22 protein-coding genes are annotated in these 20,148 nt (G+C 38.3%); 18 read left to right on the top strand and 4 right to left on the bottom strand.

The genetic code is table 11. The annotated features are described in order from the left end of the window. The first annotated feature begins 44 nt into the window (after positions 1–44). From G3O09_RS01410 to G3O09_RS22680, 9 genes are all read left to right on the top strand, one after another. Positions 45–455 (top strand): TIGR03826 family flagellar region protein, encoded by a 411-nt coding sequence (locus G3O09_RS01410; RefSeq protein WP_163099306.1) that lies wholly within the window; start codon positions 45–47, stop codon positions 453–455. Positions 456–620: 165 nt separating this feature from the next. Continuing rightward, positions 621–887, top strand: a complete 267-nt coding sequence (flgM, locus tag G3O09_RS01405) for a flagellar biosynthesis anti-sigma factor FlgM (protein ID WP_163099304.1) — start codon at positions 621–623, stop codon at positions 885–887. Positions 888–898: 11 nt separating this feature from the next. Beyond that, positions 899–1,396, top strand: coding sequence for a flagellar protein FlgN (locus tag G3O09_RS01400; RefSeq protein ID WP_163099302.1), 498 nt, complete (start codon positions 899–901; stop codon positions 1,394–1,396). Between the two features lie 30 nt (positions 1,397–1,426). Next, positions 1,427–3,007 carry a flagellar hook-associated protein FlgK gene (gene flgK / locus G3O09_RS01395; RefSeq protein WP_163099300.1) on the top strand — a complete coding sequence of 527 codons (1,581 nt, stop codon included), beginning with the start codon at positions 1,427–1,429 and terminating at the stop codon, positions 3,005–3,007. 12 nt (positions 3,008–3,019) lie between these two features. Then, positions 3,020–3,907, top strand: coding sequence for a flagellar hook-associated protein FlgL (gene flgL, locus G3O09_RS01390; protein WP_163099298.1), 888 nt, complete (start codon positions 3,020–3,022; stop codon positions 3,905–3,907). Between the two features lie 60 nt (positions 3,908–3,967). After that, positions 3,968–4,522, top strand: a complete 555-nt coding sequence (locus G3O09_RS01385; protein ID WP_163099296.1) for a DUF6470 family protein — start codon at positions 3,968–3,970, stop codon at positions 4,520–4,522. Positions 4,523–4,547: 25 nt separating this feature from the next. Next, positions 4,548–4,988, top strand: coding sequence for a flagellar assembly protein FliW (gene fliW / locus G3O09_RS01380; RefSeq protein WP_163099294.1), 441 nt, complete (start codon positions 4,548–4,550; stop codon positions 4,986–4,988). Further along, positions 4,985–5,215: a carbon storage regulator CsrA gene (csrA, locus tag G3O09_RS01375; RefSeq protein ID WP_338048396.1), complete on the top strand. Its 231-nt coding sequence runs from the start codon at positions 4,985–4,987 to the stop codon at positions 5,213–5,215. The genes fliW and csrA overlap by 4 nt, the downstream gene beginning before the upstream one ends. A 132-nt stretch (positions 5,216–5,347) precedes the next feature. Beyond that, the gene (locus G3O09_RS22680) at positions 5,348–7,078 is read left to right on the top strand and encodes a flagellin N-terminal helical domain-containing protein (protein WP_163099290.1); all 1,731 of its coding nucleotides are present in this window, start codon (positions 5,348–5,350) and stop codon (positions 7,076–7,078) included. Between the two features lie 96 nt (positions 7,079–7,174). Here the strand turns inward: G3O09_RS22680 and G3O09_RS01365 are convergent, their stop codons facing one another. After that, positions 7,175–7,360 (bottom strand): hypothetical protein, encoded by a 186-nt coding sequence (locus tag G3O09_RS01365; protein ID WP_163099288.1) that lies wholly within the window; start codon positions 7,358–7,360, stop codon positions 7,175–7,177. Positions 7,361–7,478: 118 nt separating this feature from the next. Here G3O09_RS01365 and flaG point away from each other — a divergent pair, with 118 nt between their 5' ends. The 7 genes from flaG (at position 7,479) to G3O09_RS01330 (ending at position 13,242) form a co-directional block, all read left to right on the top strand. Then, entirely contained in the window at positions 7,479–7,823 is a 345-nt protein-coding gene (gene flaG / locus G3O09_RS01360; RefSeq protein WP_163099687.1) for a flagellar protein FlaG, read from the top strand. A 9-nt stretch (positions 7,824–7,832) separates the two neighbouring features. Continuing rightward, positions 7,833–9,944, top strand: a complete 2,112-nt coding sequence (gene fliD / locus G3O09_RS01355; RefSeq protein WP_163099286.1) for a flagellar filament capping protein FliD — start codon at positions 7,833–7,835, stop codon at positions 9,942–9,944. A 17-nt stretch (positions 9,945–9,961) separates the two neighbouring features. Next, the gene (gene fliS / locus G3O09_RS01350; protein ID WP_163099284.1) at positions 9,962–10,363 is read left to right on the top strand and encodes a flagellar export chaperone FliS; all 402 of its coding nucleotides are present in this window, start codon (positions 9,962–9,964) and stop codon (positions 10,361–10,363) included. Then, positions 10,363–10,707: a flagellar protein FliT gene (fliT, locus tag G3O09_RS01345; RefSeq protein WP_163099282.1), complete on the top strand. Its 345-nt coding sequence runs from the start codon at positions 10,363–10,365 to the stop codon at positions 10,705–10,707. Before fliS ends, fliT begins: the two co-directional genes overlap by 1 nt. Before the next feature lie 13 nt (positions 10,708–10,720). Beyond that, a complete protein-coding gene (locus G3O09_RS01340; protein WP_163099280.1) occupies positions 10,721–11,074 on the top strand; it encodes a DUF8042 domain-containing protein in 354 nt (117 codons plus the stop codon). 200 nt (positions 11,075–11,274) lie between these two features. Continuing rightward, positions 11,275–11,838 (top strand): ribosome hibernation-promoting factor, HPF/YfiA family, encoded by a 564-nt coding sequence (hpf, locus tag G3O09_RS01335; RefSeq protein ID WP_163099278.1) that lies wholly within the window; start codon positions 11,275–11,277, stop codon positions 11,836–11,838. Between the two features lie 117 nt (positions 11,839–11,955). After that, the gene (locus G3O09_RS01330; protein ID WP_163099276.1) at positions 11,956–13,242 is read left to right on the top strand and encodes a UDP-glucose dehydrogenase family protein; all 1,287 of its coding nucleotides are present in this window, start codon (positions 11,956–11,958) and stop codon (positions 13,240–13,242) included. Positions 13,243–13,274: 32 nt separating this feature from the next. Here G3O09_RS01330 and tagU read toward each other — a convergent pair whose 3' ends face one another. Next, positions 13,275–14,174 (bottom strand): polyisoprenyl-teichoic acid--peptidoglycan teichoic acid transferase TagU, encoded by a 900-nt coding sequence (tagU, locus tag G3O09_RS01325; RefSeq protein WP_163099274.1) that lies wholly within the window; start codon positions 14,172–14,174, stop codon positions 13,275–13,277. A gap of 156 nt (positions 14,175–14,330) precedes the next feature. Next, the gene (locus G3O09_RS01320; protein ID WP_163099272.1) at positions 14,331–15,413 is read right to left on the bottom strand and encodes an HD-GYP domain-containing protein; all 1,083 of its coding nucleotides are present in this window, start codon (positions 15,411–15,413) and stop codon (positions 14,331–14,333) included. A 277-nt stretch (positions 15,414–15,690) separates the two neighbouring features. On the opposite strand from G3O09_RS01320, the gene secA reads away from it, so the two are divergent. Together secA and prfB are read left to right on the top strand one after the other, a co-directional pair. Then, positions 15,691–18,201, top strand: coding sequence for a preprotein translocase subunit SecA (gene secA, locus G3O09_RS01315; protein WP_163099270.1), 2,511 nt, complete (start codon positions 15,691–15,693; stop codon positions 18,199–18,201). 102 nt (positions 18,202–18,303) lie between these two features. Then, positions 18,304–19,405, top strand: a protein-coding gene (prfB, locus tag G3O09_RS01310; RefSeq protein WP_163099268.1) for a peptide chain release factor 2 whose coding sequence is annotated in 2 segments (ribosomal slippage) — positions 18,304–18,375 and positions 18,377–19,405 — 1,101 coding nt in all. Because the reading frame shifts where the segments join, the coding sequence is not laid out codon by codon here. A gap of 32 nt (positions 19,406–19,437) precedes the next feature. On the opposite strand, the gene G3O09_RS01305 is transcribed toward prfB, so the two are convergent. Next, positions 19,438–19,998: a class I SAM-dependent methyltransferase gene (locus G3O09_RS01305; RefSeq protein WP_163099266.1), complete on the bottom strand. Its 561-nt coding sequence runs from the start codon at positions 19,996–19,998 to the stop codon at positions 19,438–19,440. Positions 19,999–20,148: the final 150 nt, after the last annotated feature.

Genomic DNA, 20,148 nt, shown 5'->3' with positions numbered 1-20,148 from the left:
TAATGAATGTACTAGAAAATTAGTTTCAGCTTGGAGGGAACGGGATGGGTGAATTAGCGAACTGCCCTAAGTGTGATGCCATTTTTGTGAAATCAGCATTTCGTGATGTGTGTGATCCGTGCTTTAAAGAAGAAGAGAAGTTATTTGAGAAGGTATATAATTTCATCCGTAAAAAAGAAAACCGTACCGCTACAATGAATCAAGTGGTGGAAGGTACTGAGGTTGATGAAGTATTAATTGTAAAATTTATTAAAACAGGTAGGTTAAAATTAGCACATTTCCCGAACTTAGGATATTCATGTGAAAAATGTGGCACAACCATTCGGGATGGGAAAATTTGTGGAGCTTGTGCAGTTCAATTGAAATCTCAGCTATCATCTTTTGAAAAGGAAGAGCAGAGGAAAAAAGAGATTAATGAACGCTCCAAAGTTACCTATTATACAAGGGATAGATAATAGACTGCATGGCACTTGCTATGCAGTTTTTCTATGAACCGACAAAATTTGCAGAGAATGAATATTTTGTCAATTAAAAATTTATGAAGAAACATAAAAATTTTTCTCTAATAGACGATAATAAAGATAAGAATGTGTATCGGTATTAGAAAGTGAGGAATATCCATGAAAATTAATAATTTTGGTCCTTCTGGAGTGAACCCTTATAGAAAAAACCTTCAAAAGGTAGAAGGAAGTAATAAGACTAACTTTGCTAAAGCTGACAAAATTGAAATTTCATCGACTGCAAAAGATCTTCAGCATATGACACAAATTCCTTCGCAGCGCCAGGCTAAGGTTGATGAATTGAAGCTGCAAGTAGAAAATGGAACATATAAACTTAGCGCAAAAGAAACGGCAAAAAGTATTCTCGATTTCTACAGTAAAAAATAAGGAGGGTGGCAATGTCGACTGATCGAATCATCCATGCGATGACAAAGTTAAATAAACTTCATAGAAGCCTAAATGAGTTGGCTATACAAAAATCGGACATCGTCAAAGCGGGAGACATGGAAGCCCTCAATCGTATGCTTCAAGAAGAGCAAAAGCACGTGAAAGCTATTGAAACAGTGGAGAAGGAGCGAGTTGTTGCAGCTACGGAGTTTTTGGAGAGTAAAGGCCAACATTCGATTGAACCCACTGTGTCTAATTGCCTTCTTTATATGGACGAATCAACTCAACATCTATTAGAAGTATTGAAGAATCAATTGTTAGATGAGATTAGCAGTTTAAAAGAATGGAACGAATTAAACCAACAGCTAATTTATCAATCCCTCCAATTTGTTAATGTTACTTTGGACATGCTTAGACCACAACCTGTACAAAACTTAAATTACGAACGACCTCAACATATGAAAGCCAATTCGAATGGATTTAAAGGTTCCTTCGATTCTAAGGCATAAGTAAGACTACTAGAAACGGAGGAATACTAAATGCGATCTACATTCATGGGACTTGAAACGGCACGACGTGGGATGTTCACCCAACAAAGTGCTTTACATATCACAGGACATAATATTACGAATGCTAATACTCCAGGTTATACTCGCCAGCGAATCAATTTTGCACAAACAGAGCCGTATCCTTCACCATCATTAAACCGTCCACAAATACCAGGTCAATTTGGGACTGGTGTTAAAGCAGATAGTGTACAGAGAATTCGTGAAGGTTTTCTTGATATCCAGTATAGAGGCGAAAACAATAAGCTGGGATACTGGGAAACGAAGGCGGAGTCCTATAGTAAAATGGAAGAAATCATGAACGAGCCGTCCGATTCTGGACTAGCACAAACGATGGACATGTTCTGGCAATCATTACAGGATTTGGCTGTAAATCCAGCTAATCCCGGTGCTCGCTCGGTCGTACGTCAACGTGCAGTTGCAGTATCAGAAACGTTCAATTATTTGTCCTCATCTCTTTCAGCAATTAAACAAGACATAAAGAATGAAATTATGGTTACGGAAAAAGAAATTAATTCTCTTGCAGAGCAAATCAACAAAATAAATGGGCAAATTGCTGATGTTGAGCCACATGGATATTTACCTAACGATTTATATGACGAGCGTGACCGGTTAATTGATCAATTATCAAGTCTTGTAAATATCAAGGTAGATTATAAATCGAGTGGTGGAAATTCTTCTGCACTTGCTGAAGGTAAAGCCTTCATTTCCATCATGAGTGAGTCAGGCTCACAGCTAGGAATCCTGGTAGGAGCTGGTGGCACTAATCCAATGAAGATTAACTATGATGGATTAGATGGTTCCGTAAAGACGATTGAACTAGGGTCGGGCAAAATTGATATCAATCAATTTGATGCTAAAGGAAAGTTAAAGGCTTTAGTAGAGTCACATGGTTATGAAACTGTTGATAGTACAAATAACCCTGATGTTAAAGGAATCTACTCATCCATGTTGACGGAATTGGACAATATGGCCTTCACCTTTGCTTCAAAATTTAATGAACAACATATCAAAGGTGTTACGCCTAATTGGATAAAATGGAATGAAGGTGGTAAAGTCGGACCTGAACCCGTAACTCCACCATTCTTTAAAGATATTAAAAACGCTACAGTCGATCCAGCCAATAAAAAAGGCTTCGCTTCTCGCTTGCAAGTGGATGACGGCATTATGTCAAGCCTCGATAATATAGCAAACGCAAGTACAAGCAATCCTACATTAGGAGACGCATCCAACATTCTGGCTTTGGCTGAAGTGATTAACACTCCTTATGATTATGGTAATAATATGAACTCCAACTTCCGAAACTATTATGAAGTAATTGTTGGCGGAATGGCAGTAGACTCACAAGAGTCAGTCCGATTGTCTGGAAACAGTGGTGCGCTTCGACAGGCTGTTGAAGAAAGACGGATGTCAATTAGCTCAGTATCACTCGATGAAGAAATGACAAATATGGTTCAATTCCAACATGCTTATAACGCTTCAGCTCGGATGATCACTATGCAGGACGAGCTTCTTGATAAAATCATTAATGGAATGGGAACTGGTGGAAGGTAAGGTGATGAATAAATGCGAGTAACACAAAGTATGTTGTCATCAAATTCCTTAAGAGAATTAAGCAAAAGCTATGATCGAATGGGAATATATCAGGAACAACTAGCTACAGGGAAAAAAATTACTAAGCCTTCCGAAGACCCAGTTGTTGCAATGAAGGGCATGATGTATCGGACAAACCTTCGTGAAGTAGAACAATATAAACGTAATTTGTCAGAGCTTTATCTATGGATGGATAACACAGAGGCTGGTATGGAACAAGCAAACAATGGTATCCAAAGGATTAGGGAACTAGTCGTGCAAGGGAAAAATGGATCAAACTCTCCAGAAGATCGCCAGGCTATTGCACGTGAAGTTGAACAATTAAAGAAAGATTTGGTCAGTGTAGCGAACTCAAAAGTAGCTGGAAGATACATTTATAACGGAACTAACATTTCTACACCTCCAGTTACTGATTCTGTACCTGGGCAAGCACCAACTGTAGATGCAAATACCTCTGATTATTTAATAGAAATTTCAAGAGGTATTAAGTTAAAAGCCAATGTAACCACAGAAAATGTATTTAATCAAAAACTATTTGATACTGTTCAGGGAATACAGGATAGTCTAGACGGTAAAACGGATATTTCTCAACTGGATTCGTTGCTCGGCGATTTAGACGATATTGCAGATCGATTTTCAGGAGAACGTTCTGAATTAGGTGCTCGATATAACCGTTTAGAAATGGTTGAAACGCGTATTGATACACAAGAGGTTATGGCAAATCGAATCTTGAGTGATAATGAAGATGCTGATGTAGAGCGTGTTATAACTGATTTGAAGATTCAAGAAAGTGTTCATAGAGCTGCCTTAAGTGTTGGTGCACGTATCATTCAACCAACCCTAATGGATTTTTTAAGATAAGAGATTAAAAAAGCTATTCAATCATTTGAATAGCTTTTTTTCTAAGAAAGGGTGTTTAATTTGGATATTCCAAAATTAAGAGTTTCTACAACTCCGGCCCAAATGTCTATTAATACAACCAAACCAATACAAGAAATCCAACAACCTCAAGCTGATATTAGTATAGAGCAGCCAATGGCTGAAGTTTCAATGGAAACAATTCAAGGTAAGCTAACCATTGACCAAACTGAAGCGTGGGCAGATATGGATTTGAAAAGCTTCTTTAGACGCGGTGACGAGTTTGCTCAACAGGGGTATCAAGCCTTATTGGATGGAATTGCAAGAAGAGTTCAAGATGGTGACGAATTAATGAAAATCGAAAATGGCTCCAATGCAATAGTTAACCAAGCTGAACGTAATTCAGCACCTCCAATCTATGAATTTAACATAGGCTGGATTCCCAAGGCTGGAAGTGTGAAAGTTAATTTCGAGCCTGGCAGTGTCAAAATTGATGTTCAACTTCAAAAACCTAAAGTTAACATAAAAGCTAATTTACCAATCATCAACTATACACCAGGAAAAGTTAATATTGACGTGAAGCAGTATTCTTCAATAAACATTGAATTCCAAGCTTGAACGGAATAAAGAGGAGATTATTTATATGGAAATTAAAACTAAATATCACGACACAATGAACATAGAAAAGAATAGAATATTAAATTTTGAAAAGGGGATTCCAGGTTTACCAGAGGATAAAGAATATATTTTGCTACCATTGGTGGAAGCTGGGAGCTATCAAGTATTACAGTCCATTTCTGATAAGGAAATTGCTTTTATAGTCGTAAGTCCATTTGTTCTTAAACCAGATTACGATATTACTCTAGATCCTAAAACGTTACAACAGCTTGATATTAACAGTGAGGAAGATGTGATTGTATTTTCAATCATCACATTACGTGAACCATTCGAAAATTCCACAATGAATTTAGTAGCACCAGTTGTCATTAATCAAAAAAATCGTAAGGCAAAACAAGTGGTCCTTCAAAATACAAAATATACAATAAGGGAGCCTCTAAATGTCCCTGCAACTGAAAAGGGGTGAATGGGTTGTTAATTCTAAATCGTAAAAAGGGAGAATCAATCCAAATTGGAGAAGGAATTGAAATTAAAATAGTTTCGATACAAGGTGAACAAGTGAAAATTGGTATTGAGGCACCGGATGATCTTGAAGTCTATAGAAAAGAAATATGGGAGAAAATCCTTCAAGAGAACCAAGAAGCGTTGAATAAAAAAGTGAATTTAATAGATTTACTAAAAAAAGAAAAATAAAATATCTAAACTACTAAATAAATAAAAATAGAGTCCGATATTAAGAGTGTACAGGTTGAAAGGCGGCCGACTTTTAACCTAATTCTTAGGTTTACAGGGACGTAAACCTCATATTTCAAGGAGGAAATAATAATGAGAATTAACCACAATATCGCTGCACTTAACACTTACAACAAGTTAAACAGTGCTTCAGGCGCTCAATCAAAATCAATGGAAAAACTATCTTCAGGTCTTCGTATCAACCGTGCTGGTGATGATGCTGCAGGTCTAGCAATCTCTGAAAAAATGCGTGGACAAATCCGTGGTTTAGAGCAAGCTTCTCGTAACTCTCAAGATGGTATCTCTATGATCCAAACAGCAGAGGGTGCACTAAACGAAACTCATGACATCCTACAACGTATGCGTGAACTTGCAACTCAATCTGCTAACGATACAAACGTTGGTGTTGACCGTTCTGAGATTCAAAAAGAGATGAACCAATTATCTTCTGAAATTAACCGTATCGGTAATACTACTGAGTTCAATACTCAATCACTTTTAAAAGGTGATGGAAAATCAAATCTAGATAAAACAGGATTATTTGCTACTAAAGTTTCGCAAACAGGAAATAATGTACAACATACAGAAGCTACAACATCAATAGGTATAACTGCGGGTAACGTTCCAGCAAATGCTCAAGTTTCACTTAATCTTAATGGGATTACAGTATCTGCTAAATTTGTAGCTAATGGTACAAAAGATAATATTACTACAGCAGGTGGAGTTTCTTCAGTAGAATTAGGTGGTGCTGGTCCCGTTGCTTATACTCAAGATGAGTTAGGGGATATGACTGCAAAAGCATTACAAGCTGCTATTGATGCAGATGATATTTTAAAAGGTAACTATGAAGTTTCATACTCTGGTGGTAATGTAACAATTGCAGCGGTAAGTGGTGGGGCTTTTGAAGGAGCTGCAGGAAATATCGGCGGATATGCTGAAACTGATACGGCGAACCTATTTGGAGCTGCAGCTGCAGACTCTGGTTCAACAACAGCTGCTACAACTGCTACAACTAACTTAGATTTTAGTTCCGGAGGACTAGATATTACTAGTCAAGCAAAGGCTGAAGCATTAGTAGGAAAAGGATTTACTATTAATGGTCAACAAGTTGAATTTTATAATGCAAATGAAGGTGAATACACTGGAAATGCAGTAGGAATTAATATCAGTGATGCAATTAATGCTACAGCAAACTGGGATGATGTTCTAGCAAATACAATTTCAACACAATTAGATAGCTTAACAGGAGTAAAAGCATCTGCAACATCAGCTACTTCAGGGGTTATTCAAATTGAAACAGAAGCAACAGGATCTTCTGCTAAATTGGAAATTACTGATGGTGGAGTTCAAGAAGCATTTAAAGCTTCTTTCCAAGTTGGTGCTAACAAGAACCAAAGCATGACTATCGATATTAACGATATGCGTTCTGATGCTTTAGGTCTAACTGGTAAAGCAGGCGATGCTGGTTTCACTGCTACAAATACTGTAACTGATGGAACAAGCAACACTACTAAAGAAGCTGCTCTTGATGTTTCTACTCACTCTAAAGCTTCTGATGCTATCAAAGTTATCAACGATGCAATCGAAAAAGTTTCTACTGAGCGTTCTAAACTTGGTGCATTCCAAAACCGCTTAGAGCACACTATCAACAACTTAGGAACATCTGCTGAGAACTTAACAGCTGCTGAGTCTCGTGTACGTGACGTTGACATGGCGAAAGAAATGATGAACCAAACTAAGAACTCAATTCTTTCTCAAGCTGCTCAAGCTATGTTGGCTCAAGCTAACCAACAGCCACAAGGTGTTCTTCAATTATTACGTTAATATATAGCTTTCTTGAAAGAGACTCTAGTTTTTCTAGAGTCTTTTTCTATAATTTAAGAAAACCCCGATTGAAGAATCTTTAATCGGGGTTTCATATTAAATCTTCACATCCAAGAACTGTGATAAAGGCGAAGACTGTTGGATTTCACGTACATTTTTTGCAGGATCATTTAATACTTCCTGAATTTTTGCTGTAACGGCCTGCTCAGCTACTTCTCTATTAGTTTCTACTAACTTGGAAATAATTCCTTGAACGGGTATTCCTCCAATTGCTAATCCCATTTTATCCCTCCTATCTAGGTATTTTTGCTTATAACTTTATATTACTGGGAATTATACCTAAATATAAACACTTTTTTTCCGATAATAGTAGTAATGAACAATTTAGGGGGAATCCATGATGATGGATCGTATATCGCCTACAGGTGTTTCCTCAACATATAAACCACAACAAGAATACAACAATTCGGAAAAGCCTATAAAAGAAAATAACTTAGAGATTGTTAAAGAAAAATTACCTACTAAAGAAAAAGTAGAAGAAGTAGTAAGCAGTATGAATAAGTTTCTACAGCCGACTCACACTTCATTAAAGTTTGAGTTTCATGAAAAATTAAACGAGTATTATGTAACGCTAATAGATGATAGGACACAAGAGATTGTAAGGGAAATTCCATCCAAAAAAATACTCGATATGTATGCAGCAATGACAGAATTTATTGGGTTAATGGTAGATAAAAAGATATAAGCAGGTGAAATGATGAGAATCGGTGGATTAGCAAGTGGCATGGATATCGATACTTTAGTCGGGGATTTAATGAAGGCTGAGCGTATGGGTATGGATAAGCTCAAACAGAAAAAACAAACCTTGGAATGGCAACGTGATGATTACCGTGCAATGAATACACTGCTTTTAAATTTCCGTTCTGAGTTAACTCAAATGAAACTTAGTTCTACATATAAAGTTCGGACTACAACTTCTTCTGATGAAAGTAAATTAACCGCAACTGCAACAAGTGGTGCATCACTTTCTTCTTATTCGATTTCTAAAGTAGAAAAGCTAGCATCAGCGGCGACTAAAGTTAATGCAGGAAAGATTTCGAATGCATCGGAGAAGATTGATTCTACAAAAGGACTTTATGCGAATCGTGATAAATTTGCCATTACAGAAGGAACGGCTAGTGATGGAAATGGTTTTGACTGGAAGGCAGGTAGTGTAGAAAGTAAAACAATCACTGCAGAAAACGCTGGTACAGAATTTACTATTCCTGCTGCATTAAATACCGCAATTAACTCAACGGAACCCGTTAATATTAGGGTAAATGGTCAAAACTTTAAAGTTTTGACAACTATGCCTGTTGCTCCTGCGGTATTAGCTGAAAATGAAGTTTATATCGAAAATTCTGGACCTGATTTAAAACTGAAATTTGGAAAAGAGATGGCCAAAGGTTGTTCAATTACAGCGGATTACATAGCAGACAAACGTATAGAAACCGCTAAGTTTTCTGAAGATACAAAGGAATTTACTGTAAGTAAAGGGTCGATTAATGAGCTTACCATTAAAGCTGGTGGATCTATTTTATTCCAAACCAATTCGTCTGATCCTACTAAGCTTATGAATGCTGCTGGTGATACCCAGGTAGGGACCATTGATCTTGAGACAGGTAAAGTAACGTTAAATGATCCTAATAAAATTGATAAGAATGTTGAAATCTCGGTTGAATATAAACAAAACTATTCTACTTTCAATATAGGCTCACACACTTCCAAGGGCTTTGTATCCCAAAATTTCTTTATTCAAGGAAACCAATCACTTGATAATGTCATTAATGTAGTGAATACATCACAAGTTGGTGTTTCAATGGTTTACGATTCTTTTTCTGATCAAGTTACATTAACGCGAAAAGAAACCGGGAATTTTAATGGTAAGGCAGTTTCGGAAGCTGGATATGGATCTTTAGATCATGAAATTTTGACTACAGGTGGATTTATCAATTCCGTTATGAAATTTGACACTGCGACAGAATCTGGTGGGCAGAATGCAGTATTCACAATTAATGGATTATCAACAACTCGTAACTCCAATACCTTTGAGATGAATGGTGTATCCTTTACTTTAAAACAAACTTTCGATGGAACTACAGGACCTGTTACAGTTGCTGTTAACAACGATAGTAATAAGGTATTTGAAAATATCAAAGGCTTCGTTGAAAAATACAATGAGCTCATCGGGAAAATTCAAAGTGAAGTAAGTGAAACTCATTTTAAAGATTTTAAGCCATTGACTGAGGAACAGCGTGAACAACTTTCAGATAAGCAACAAGAGCATTGGGAAGAAAAAGCTCGTAGTGGGATGTTAAGACGTGATTCCATTCTAACAAGTAATCTTTCAAAAATGCGCTCTGATTTTTATTCACCAGTTACAGGAGAAGGTATCAACTCTTTAATGAATCAGTTAACTTCTATCGGGATAAAGACGTCTGCTAATTATCTAGAAGGTGGTAAGCTGGAAATCGATGAAGCAAAATTGAAAAAGGCAATTGAAACGAATCCAGAAGACGTTGAGAAGATTTTAACTGCAAATGGTAGTGCAGATAGCCAAAAGGGTATTATTCACAGGTTGTATGATACGGTCAATAATACCATGGGGAAATTAAAAGAACGTGCGGGTAATAGCTTTTCTACCAATAACCAATTCATGCTTGGTAAACAATTAAATTTAGTAGATTCACAAATCGATCGATTCGAGGACAAGTTAGTTCGTCTTGAAGACCGTTACTGGCGCCAGTTCACAGCCATGGAAAAAGCAATTCAGCAATCCAATCAACAAAGTGCGTATTTAATGCAGCAATTCAGCGGCGGAAATTAATAAAGGAAGTGTATCAAATGGCAATGAGTAATCCTTATCAAGCCTACCAACAAAATTCAGTTACGACTGCATCACCTGGTGAGTTGACTTTGATGCTTTATAATGGCTGTTTAAAGTTCATCAACAATGCTAAAAAAGCAGTTGAAGATAGTTCTATTGAACAGAGAAACTTGAATATCCAAAAAGCTCAAAATATCATAAGTGAGTTTGTAATTACCCTTAATATGGACATTGAAGTATCAAAAAATCTAGCAGTGATGTATGAGTATATTGGAAGAAGACTAACAGAGGCCAATATTAAAAACGATACGTCAATCCTTGATGAAGTTGAAGGTCTTGTTTTAGAACTACGTGACACTTGGAAAGAAGTCATTCAGTTGAATCGTCAAAAGCAATACGCACAAGGCGGAGCGATTTGATGGATCGATTGGTCGCTTATCAACGGGTGACGGAGGAGTTAATTGAATTACTTCAGAATAAAGAGTTAGATCGAGATGTTGTGATTGATAAAGTTGATGAGCTACTAGGTAGGAGGGATGATTTTTTAAAGGAAATCGTTCCTCCATATAGTAGTGAAGAGATAATCACTGGTAAGAATTTGATTGAACTTGAAAAACAAATCAATCCACTTTTACAAGGGATGAAAATTTCGATAAAAAAAGATATTTCGGATCTTTCAGTAAAAAAACAAGGCAATCAAAAATACATCAATCCTTACAACAACCTTATGACAGACGGAGTTTTCTACGATAAAAGAAAATAGGTGAACCTTGAATTTGGATGAAAAACAACTGGAATTAGTTAAGCAATACATGGATCTTTTAGATACTGTTGAAGAAAGTTTTCGATATGTATTAGAGAGTTTTCATAACCTTGAGCGTACTGAAGGAGATCAAGTACTTTCAGATATATTCGTAGCTTTGTGGAGTATTGGTGAAAGTCACCAAGGTTCACTTTCGGATAACTTATTAGATCAATTTGATTCCGTAATCCATTGGGCTCTTGAGTTAGAAGGCAGTTTGAATCAACCCGAACAAAAAAGACGGATTGTCGAAGAAAGTCTATACCCTGCTTTTATAGAATGGAAGGGGAAAGTTCAATCCTCTTTACGGCCGCTAGTCCTGAACTAAATATTTCCAAATCAACCATCTGAATTTTCTGTCAGATGGTTTTTTTCATACATTTAAAGTTGTACAATATAAGTGTAAGTAAGATCTATAAAAATTCTTTAGTTCGAAATTTTGCCATAATTAAGTGAAGTTTAAGCAGGATTTCGGTAGGGTATCGTAGAATTATAGATTATAGTCTTATTTAAAGGAGGAGTTCACTTATGAATTACAACATTCGTGGTGAAAACATTGAGGTAACTCCAGCTCTACGCGATTATGTGGAGAAGAAGATTGGAAAGTTGGATCGCTATTTCGCAAATACGCAGGATGCCGGTGTACATGTCAATTTGAAGGTGTACAATGATAAGTCATCCAAGGTAGAAGTGACGATTCCGATGACGAACCTAGTACTCCGTGCAGAAGAACGCAAAGACGACATGTATGCAGCGATTGATACAATCACTGATAAATTGGAGCGTCAAATTCGTAAGCATAAGACAAAAGTAAACCGCAAGTTCCGTACTTCAGGCAGTACAGCTGATTTATTCGCGCCAGTGGTAGAGGATAATCAGGAGCCTGTTGTCGAATTAGAGGATCCAGAAGATTTGGAAGTAGTTCGTAACAAGCGCTTCGACCTTAAGCCGATGGATAGTGAAGAGGCCATCCTACAAATGAACATGTTAGGACATAACTTCTTCGTCTATACAAATGCTGAGACGAACGCAACGAACGTAGTTTATAAACGTAAAGACGGCCGCTATGGCTTGATTGAACCGACATTTTAATATGAACTATTACGCCCTGCTGGTTTAACTGGCAGGGTTTTATATTGCCCCTGTGTGCATTTCTCCCAAAACATATGTACAATAAGGTTCCATAAGACTGTGGAAGGATTTAAGGGAATGAACATTACAATAATAGGTACAGGATATGTTGGACTCGTGACTGGAGTCAGTCTTTCGGAAATCGGCCATCATGTGACTTGTGTGGATATAGATGAAGTGAAAATTGAAAAGCTGAGAAGTGGAATTTCAACCATTTATGAGCCAGGCTTAAGCGACTTGATGGTGAAAAATAATGTTGCTGGTAGACTAAATTTTTCAACGAATCATGCTAAAGCCTTGGCTGAAGCGGAAGTGGTATACATAGCCGTAGAATCCCCTGAAAAGGAAGATGGATCGGTCGATTTGTCTTTTATTGAAAGTGCAGTCGATCAGATAGCAAAACATATCGACAACAATGTGGTTGTCGTAACGAAAAGTACGGTACCTGTCGGAACGAATCACCGCATAAAAAGTAAACTGCCTGCTAACACCGAGGTGGCCTCCAATCCTGAATTCCTTCGAGAAGGTTCAGCCATCCATGATGTATTCCATGGTGATCGAATTGTCATTGGAGCGGATAGTCCTGAAGCTTTAAAAATCATGAGGGAAATCAATAAACCGTTTGAGATACCGATACTTGAAACAGATTTAAAAAGTGCTGAAATGATTAAATATGCTTCGAATGCCTTTTTGGCAACGAAGATTAGTTTAATCAATGAGATAGCCAATATTTGTGCAAGGGTTGGTGCGGATATCGAGGAAGTTGCACTTGGTATGGGATTGGACAGCCGTATCGGTACCCAGTTCCTGAAAGCTGGTATTGGGTATGGAGGCTCTTGTTTTCCAAAGGATACGAAGGCTCTTCAGAAAATCGCAGAAGAGGTGGATTATGATTTTGGGATTCTGAAAGCAGTGATGGAGCTTAACCAAAAACAGCAACTTGTGCTTCTTGATCAAGCAATAAAGGATTTTGGGAATTTAGAAGGAAAAACGATTGGGGTACTTGGTCTGGCATTCAAACCAAATACTGATGATATACGCAATGCTGCTTCCCTTGTCATGATTCCTGAGCTCCTTAAATTCGGTGCCAATGTAAAGGTGTACGACCCGGTTGCGATGGATAACGCCAAAAAGTTGCTACAAGAAGATGTTATTTTAAAGAACAGTGTTGTTGGAACAATCGATTCAGCAGATATCGTATTTATATTGACAGAGTGGGATGAAATCCGAGAACTTGATTTGCAAGAGTATGTAAATAGAATGAAGACTCCACATATTTATGACGGCCGGAATTGTTATTCATTAGATGAAGTATCCAAATATCCTATTCGATACTTTTCAATCGGTCGTAAATATCTAAAATAAAAAGGGAAGGCTCAAGGCCTTCCCTTTAAACTTTATCCTTTCAACAAACCAGCAACTCTCTGTCTCTCTGCATCTGAAACCAAGATATAATAAACACCATTGATTTTTGTCCCTGAACCTTTGACAGCAATCTGTTCAACAGTTTGGGTGGCATCCTTGTAGTTTTTCTGGATGTCGATCATTTCAGAGAAGGTCATATTTGTTTTGACGTTTTTTCCTAAGACTTTGAAAATATCATCGTAGTTGGTTAGTGATGAAAGGCTAGCCCCTTCCTTCATGACTCCCTCGATGATTTGGCGTTGTCTCTGCTGTCTTCCGAAATCTCCACGTGGGTCCTTTTTACGCATTCTTGTATAGTTCAAAGCGGCTTGTCCGTCTAACTTGATTTCACCTTTTGCAAAATGTGTTCCGTTATAGGTGAAGTCTAAATCATTTTGAACTGTTACTCCGCCCACTGCATCTACAATGTCTTTGAAGCCATTCATATTCATTTGCATATAATAATCGATTGGCATATCTAAAAATTTCTCTACGGTTGCAATCGACATTTCAGGTCCGCCGTATGCGTAAGCGTGGTTAATTTTATCCTCTTTTCCACGACCTACGATTTCGGTTCTAGTATCACGAGGGATACTTACCATTTTTACGGATTTGTTCTCAGGATTGACGGTCATGACGATCATAGTATCAGAACGTCCTCGGTCACCTTTACGTTCGTCCACTCCCAGTAACAATACTGAGAATGGTTCTTTTTTCGATAATTTATTATTTAATTCCTCTCTACCAATTGGGTCATGAATCGCATTTAATGCGCTATTCATGGATTGATAGATGGAAAAAGCATACACTCCAACGCCTACTAATAATAGAGCGGCTAAAGAAGAAATAATTTTCTTCCACTTGCTCTTTTTATGTCTTTCACTTCTAGTCATGGTACATTGCCCCTTTCCTTAGATAAAATCTGTAGATGCAATAGGGCCTTCTACAGTGTATAGGTAAATGGTGTGAATTTGTACCGGGAACGGAAGGGTATATTGGATTATTTTGAGAAAAATAAAAGCACTTTCCTTTAAAGGAAGTGCTTCAAATTACATCGTCTTTTCGATCATTACGGTAAATTTTGTACGTAAATCGATATCAAATGGAGAAAGGAGTTCTTCTCCTTTTGGATTTTTGATGACACGGACTGTAGGACGAAGTGTTAACTCAGGATGAACTTCTGAAACCACAGCTTCAAAGCCATTGCTTAGTAAGACGCGTGTGGCAACGGGATAAATGGCAATACATCTTAAAAAGTCCTTGATGATGTCTACATCGAACAAGATGCCACCAGCTGCTGAAAGGTATTCTGCGGCTTCTAATGCAGAATAGCTTCTGCGATGGCTCCGGTTTGTTGTCAGAGCATCGTATACATCTGCTATTCCCACGATTTTAGCGAAATCGTGGACCTGTTCACTTCTAAGCTTTAATGGATATCCACTTTGATCGAACCTCTCGTGGTGCTGGAGGGCACAAAATGCTGAACCTTCTGCGACATTAGGTTGTCTTTTCAGTATGTTGTATCCAATGATGGTATGCTGTTGAATTAGACTTTTTTCTTCTACTGTTATGTAGCTTTTTTTATTCCACATCCTTGAAGAGATTTGCGTCATGCCAATATCAAAAAGGAGTGCTCCTACTCCAAGCTCTAACAGCTGGTTTTCTGAATAACCTCTGGCGATGCCGACGATACCTGCCAAAATGGCTACATTAACCGAGTGGTGGAAAAAGTATCCTTCTGAGATGAATAAATCGGAAAGGTTGAAGACATGATTTTGACTGGAGAATAAGTGGTTTAGAATCTCTTTAAATACCTTTTCGAATTCTTTCCCGATATCTTGTGAAGAGGTTGCTCGAAGTAATGCTCGTTCATTATAGAGCGAGGTCATGGTATCGTATACTTTTAAGACGGCTTCTTGTCTGATTTGAGAATTCAATATCCTTGGCGCGACTATGCCATCTGTGTTTTTTGTATGGATATAAATATATTCAATACCTTTCTTAGCTAAAGAAGAAATATAAGGTCCCGTGAGCTTTGTCCCTTCAGAGAGCAAAACCTTCCCTACCTTACCGTAAATGGGAGAGGCAAGGGAATCTCCGGACGAAGCTTCTGAGATATGTATTCGTTTCATGAGTCACCCCGCTAAACTGGAAGCTATTGATAGCACTATATATGCTATTTTACCTAGGTAATAGTTACTAAATTATATTTCAGAAACCGAAAAAATACAATAAAACTTCAATATTCTGAAAATTTTTTATATCATAATGAATAGACCTTGTCATATGTGCCACCAAGTTGTCACCCTATCTATGAAGTGGTAAAATAAAAAATGGATAATTGTTTAGTTAATGTAGTGAGCAAGAGATAAATGACAAGATACTCACAAAACAGAGGAGCGTCTGTGAATGCTGAAGATTTTAAACAAAGTATTTGATGCGAATAAACGAGAAGTGAAAAGACTGCAAAAACTTGCAGACGAAATAGAAAAATTAGGCCCTGATATGGGTTCACTATCCGACGATGCATTGCGTGCAAAGACGGAAGAGTTTAAAAAGCGTTATCAGGATGGGGAAAAGTTAGATCACTTATTAGTAGAAGCATTTGCTGTAGTCCGTGAAGGGGCAAAGCGTGTCCTAGGCATGTACCCGTTCTATGTTCAGTTAATGGGGGGGATTGCCCTTCATGATGGGAATATTTCTGAGATGAAAACAGGGGAAGGTAAAACTCTTACTTCTACGATGCCTGTTTACTTGAATGCATTGACTGGAAAAGGCGTACACGTCATCACAGTCAATGAATATTTGGCAAGCCGTGATGCTACAGAAATGGGCAAGCTGTTTGAATTCCTTGGCTTGACGGTTGGATTGAACCTGAATAGCCTTACAAAGGAAGAAAAACAAGAAGCTTATAATGCTGATATCACCTATGGAACGAACAATGAGTTCGGTTTCGATTATTTGCGTGACAACATGGTGCTTTATAAAGAACAGATGGCTCAGCGTCCATTGCATTATGCAGTAATAGACGAGGTAGACTCCATCTTGATCGATGAAGCCCGTACACCGTTGATTATTTCTGGTTCGGCTCAAAAGTCGACACAGCTTTATATCCAAGCCAATGCGTTTGTCCGTACGTTAACAAAAGAAACAGATTATACGTATGACGAGAAGACGAAGGGCGTTCAGTTGACTGAAGAAGGAATTAACAAGGCAGAACGTGCTTTCAGAATTGACAACTTATTCGATATCTCTCATGTTGCTTTGAACCACCATATTAATCAGGGCTTAAAAGCGCATGTTAGTATGCACTTAGATGTAGATTATGTAGTTCAAGACGGAGAAATTGTCATTGTTGACCAATTTACTGGTCGTCTAATGAAGGGACGTCGTTATAGCGATGGATTACACCAAGCGATCGAAGCAAAAGAAGGCTTGGAAATCCAAAACGAGAGCATGACACTTGCGACGATTACTTTCCAGAACTATTTCCGTATGTATGAAAAATTGTCAGGTATGACAGGTACTGCGAAAACCGAGGAAGAAGAATTCCGTAGCATTTATAATATGAACGTTATCGTGATTCCAACAAATCGTGACATAGCACGTGATGACCGTCCTGATTTGATTTATGCAAGTATGGAAGGGAAATTCCGTGCCGTTGTTGAGGATATCGCAGAGCGCCATCAAGCAGGTCAGCCTGTATTGGTTGGTACTGTAGCAATCGAGACTTCTGAATTAATTTCAACATTGTTGACAAAACGTGGCGTTCGTCATAATGTTTTGAATGCGAAAAACCATGAGCGTGAAGCGGAAATCATTGCGGATGCTGGTAAAATCGGAGCTGTTACGATCGCTACGAACATGGCAGGCCGTGGTACGGATATCAAGCTTGGCGAAGGAGTCAAGGAGATTGGTGGACTTGCGGTCGTTGGTACGGAGCGCCATGAATCTCGCCGGATCGATAATCAGCTACGTGGACGTTCAGGACGTCAAGGTGACCCTGGGGTGACTCAATTCTATCTTTCTATGGAAGATGAATTGATGCGTCGTTTCGGTGCTGACAATATGAAGGCCATGATGGAACGTTTGGGAATGGATGATTCCCAGCCAATCCAAAGTAAAATTGTCACAAGAGCTGTTGAGTCTGCACAAAAACGTGTAGAAGGTAACAACTATGATGCTCGTAAGCAGCTTCTACAATATGACGATGTATTACGTCAGCAACGTGAAATCATTTATAAGCAACGTTTTGAAGTGTTAGATAATGACAACCTTAAAGATATTATTGAAAAAATGATTGAGTCTTCTGTTGAGCGTCATGTCTCTGCATTTACACCACAGCATGAAGATCAAAGCAGCTGGAACCTTGATCACTTGATTGACTATGTGAATGCTAACCTTCTTCAAGAAGCTGATGTTACGGTTGATGAGTTGAAAGGTAAGGATACAGACGATATCATTGAGCTTATTTTGTCTAAAGTGAAAGAGCGCTACAACGAGAAGGAAGAACAGCTTTCTACTGAACAAATGCGTGAATTCGAGAAGGTTATCGTACTTCGTGCTGTTGATAGTAAGTGGATGGATCATATAGATATGATGGATCAGCTGCGCCAAGGTATTCATCTTCGTGCGTACGGCCAAATCGATCCGCTTCGTGAATATCAGCAAGAAGGATTTGCGATGTTCGAAGACATGATTTTAACGATTGAAGATGAAGTAGCGAAATATATCATGAAAGCGGAAATCCGTAATAACCTGGAGCGTCAAGAGGTAGCGAAGGGTCAAGCGGTCAATCCGAAAGAAGACGGAGAATCCGTTAAGAAGAAACCTGCCCGCAAAACGATGGATACCGGACGTAACGAATTGTGTGAGTGCGGAAGTGGCAAGAAGTTCAAGAACTGTCACGGCAGAGCATAATCTAGTAATAACTTTGAAAAGAGGCGACTAGCCTCTTTTCCTTTGTTAATAATCTATTTAATCAAACGTTTGATTAAATATAGAACATATGAGGTGAAGAGCATGGAATTAGCAGAAATTAGAAATGAGCTCGAAAAGACAGCTAAGAAATTAGCGGGATTTAGGGGGTCTCTTTGACTTAGAAGAAAAAGAGGCTCGAATTGCACAGCTAGAAGATGAAATGTTACACCCGAATTTCTGGAATGATCAGAATGCGGCCCAAACGGTCATCAATGAATCGAATGCTTTGAAGGCTATGGTCGATCAGTTTACTGATATGGCTGAGACTTTAGAAAACCTAGAGCTAACATACGAGTTAGTGAAGGAAGAAAGCGATGATGAGCTTCAAGCTGAGTTAGAAGTAGAAATTAAGGAACTCGTTCGGAAACTAGACGAATACGAATTACAGATGTTATTGAGCGAGCCGTATGATAAGAACAATGCGATTCTGGAATTACATCCAGGAGCGGGTGGTACTGAGTCACAGGACTGGGGTTCTATGCTTTTGCGTATGTACACTCGCTGGGCGGAGAAGCAGGGCTTCAAAGTGGAAACGATGGATTACCTGCCTGGAGATGAAGCAGGGATCAAGAGTGTTACCCTGTTGATCCAAGGTCACAATGCATATGGATACTTGAAGGCTGAAAAAGGCGTACATCGATTGGTACGTATTTCTCCATTCGATTCATCTGGTCGTCGTCATACTTCCTTCGTTAGCTGTGAAGTTATGCCAGAATTCAACAACGAAATCGAAATCGATATTCGTACGGAAGATCTTAAGGTAGATACGTACCGTGCGAGCGGTGCCGGTGGACAGCATATTAATACGACTGATTCAGCCGTTCGTATCACACATATCCCGACTGGTGTGGTTGTAACATGTCAAACAGAACGTTCACAGATTAAAAACCGCGATCGCGCGATGAAAATGTTAAAAGCGAAGCTATACCAACGAAAAATCGAAGAACAACAATCCGAACTTGATGAAATCCGTGGAGAGCAAAAGGAAATTGGCTGGGGAAGCCAAATTCGCTCATACGTTTTCCATCCATACTCCATGGTTAAAGACCACCGTACCAATACGGAAAGTGGGAACGTGCAGGCCGTGATGGATGGCGACATCAATATGTTCATTGATGCGTATCTTCGTTCGAAATTGTCATAACAAAACAACGCTTGGAATCCCAAGCGTTGTTTTTACTTTTTAATCGCATCTACTATTAAGGAAGGGAATTGAAGTTTTTCACCTTGGTTTCTTGGGTCATATTTTTTTGATCGAAAAATCACACCATCGTTTCCATCCCATTCATTGGAGTGAAATGCACCAGTTTCATCACAGTATTCAAGTAATTGAACTTCAAATCCAGCCATTTCAAACATTTCACAAAGCGTCTTATAATTATGTACTATTTTATGGCTTGCGGCAGGGTGTTCTATTGGACCTGGTCCTCCTATTTTCACGATGTTTTGATAAGATTCATCAGGGAAAAATGCATCAGGTACAGCACAGCGAATGTAGCCAGAAGTTTTTAAAAACTTATAGCAGACTTTAGCAGCTTTTACGCCTTCTTCAAAGGTAAGATGCTCCCATACGTGTTCTGCTAAAATTGCCCTTATAGAATTTCCTTCAAACCTAGCATGCCAAGTAGTTTCTTCTAATAAATTAATTTCATTTTCTTGTGTATGAAGCCAACCTGGATTATTGTTGTATTCTCCTGCTCCAATCACAATCTTGATTTCTTCATCTGTTATTAACAATTGTTACACCCCTTCATGTATTCCTTTCTTGAATCTAACACAAAATACTGAATGCTTACACTATGAATTAAATTCATTGCTTCACCACGCTAATGAGCTGTTATTTACACGTATTTCCGGGGATGCTATACTCAATTCTGTTTGAAATCG

Source organism: Peribacillus alkalitolerans (genome assembly GCF_010882125.1).
Taxonomy (GTDB): Bacteria; Bacillota; Bacilli; order Bacillales; family DSM-1321; genus Bacillus_BN; species Bacillus_BN alkalitolerans.
Note: the sequence above shows the minus strand (reverse complement) of the source record. Positions and strands in the feature narration are given on the sequence as shown.

Coding starts and splice junctions, on each gene's coding strand:
- G3O09_RS01410 (WP_163099306.1), top strand. CDS start 45: ATGGGTGAATTAGCGAACTGCCCTAAGTGTGATGCCATTTTTGTGAAA.
- flgM (WP_163099304.1), top strand. CDS start 621: ATGAAAATTAATAATTTTGGTCCTTCTGGAGTGAACCCTTATAGAAAA.
- G3O09_RS01400 (WP_163099302.1), top strand. CDS start 899: ATGTCGACTGATCGAATCATCCATGCGATGACAAAGTTAAATAAACTT.
- flgK (WP_163099300.1), top strand. CDS start 1,427: ATGCGATCTACATTCATGGGACTTGAAACGGCACGACGTGGGATGTTC.
- flgL (WP_163099298.1), top strand. CDS start 3,020: ATGCGAGTAACACAAAGTATGTTGTCATCAAATTCCTTAAGAGAATTA.
- fliW (WP_163099294.1), top strand. CDS start 4,548: ATGGAAATTAAAACTAAATATCACGACACAATGAACATAGAAAAGAAT.
- G3O09_RS22680 (WP_163099290.1), top strand. CDS start 5,348: ATGAGAATTAACCACAATATCGCTGCACTTAACACTTACAACAAGTTA.
- G3O09_RS01365 (WP_163099288.1), bottom strand. CDS start 7,360: ATGGGATTAGCAATTGGAGGAATACCCGTTCAAGGAATTATTTCCAAG.
- flaG (WP_163099687.1), top strand. CDS start 7,479: ATGATGGATCGTATATCGCCTACAGGTGTTTCCTCAACATATAAACCA.
- fliD (WP_163099286.1), top strand. CDS start 7,833: ATGATGAGAATCGGTGGATTAGCAAGTGGCATGGATATCGATACTTTA.
- fliS (WP_163099284.1), top strand. CDS start 9,962: ATGGCAATGAGTAATCCTTATCAAGCCTACCAACAAAATTCAGTTACG.
- fliT (WP_163099282.1), top strand. CDS start 10,363: ATGGATCGATTGGTCGCTTATCAACGGGTGACGGAGGAGTTAATTGAA.
- hpf (WP_163099278.1), top strand. CDS start 11,275: ATGAATTACAACATTCGTGGTGAAAACATTGAGGTAACTCCAGCTCTA.
- G3O09_RS01330 (WP_163099276.1), top strand. CDS start 11,956: ATGAACATTACAATAATAGGTACAGGATATGTTGGACTCGTGACTGGA.
- tagU (WP_163099274.1), bottom strand. CDS start 14,174: ATGACTAGAAGTGAAAGACATAAAAAGAGCAAGTGGAAGAAAATTATT.
- G3O09_RS01320 (WP_163099272.1), bottom strand. CDS start 15,413: ATGAAACGAATACATATCTCAGAAGCTTCGTCCGGAGATTCCCTTGCC.
- secA (WP_163099270.1), top strand. CDS start 15,691: ATGCTGAAGATTTTAAACAAAGTATTTGATGCGAATAAACGAGAAGTG.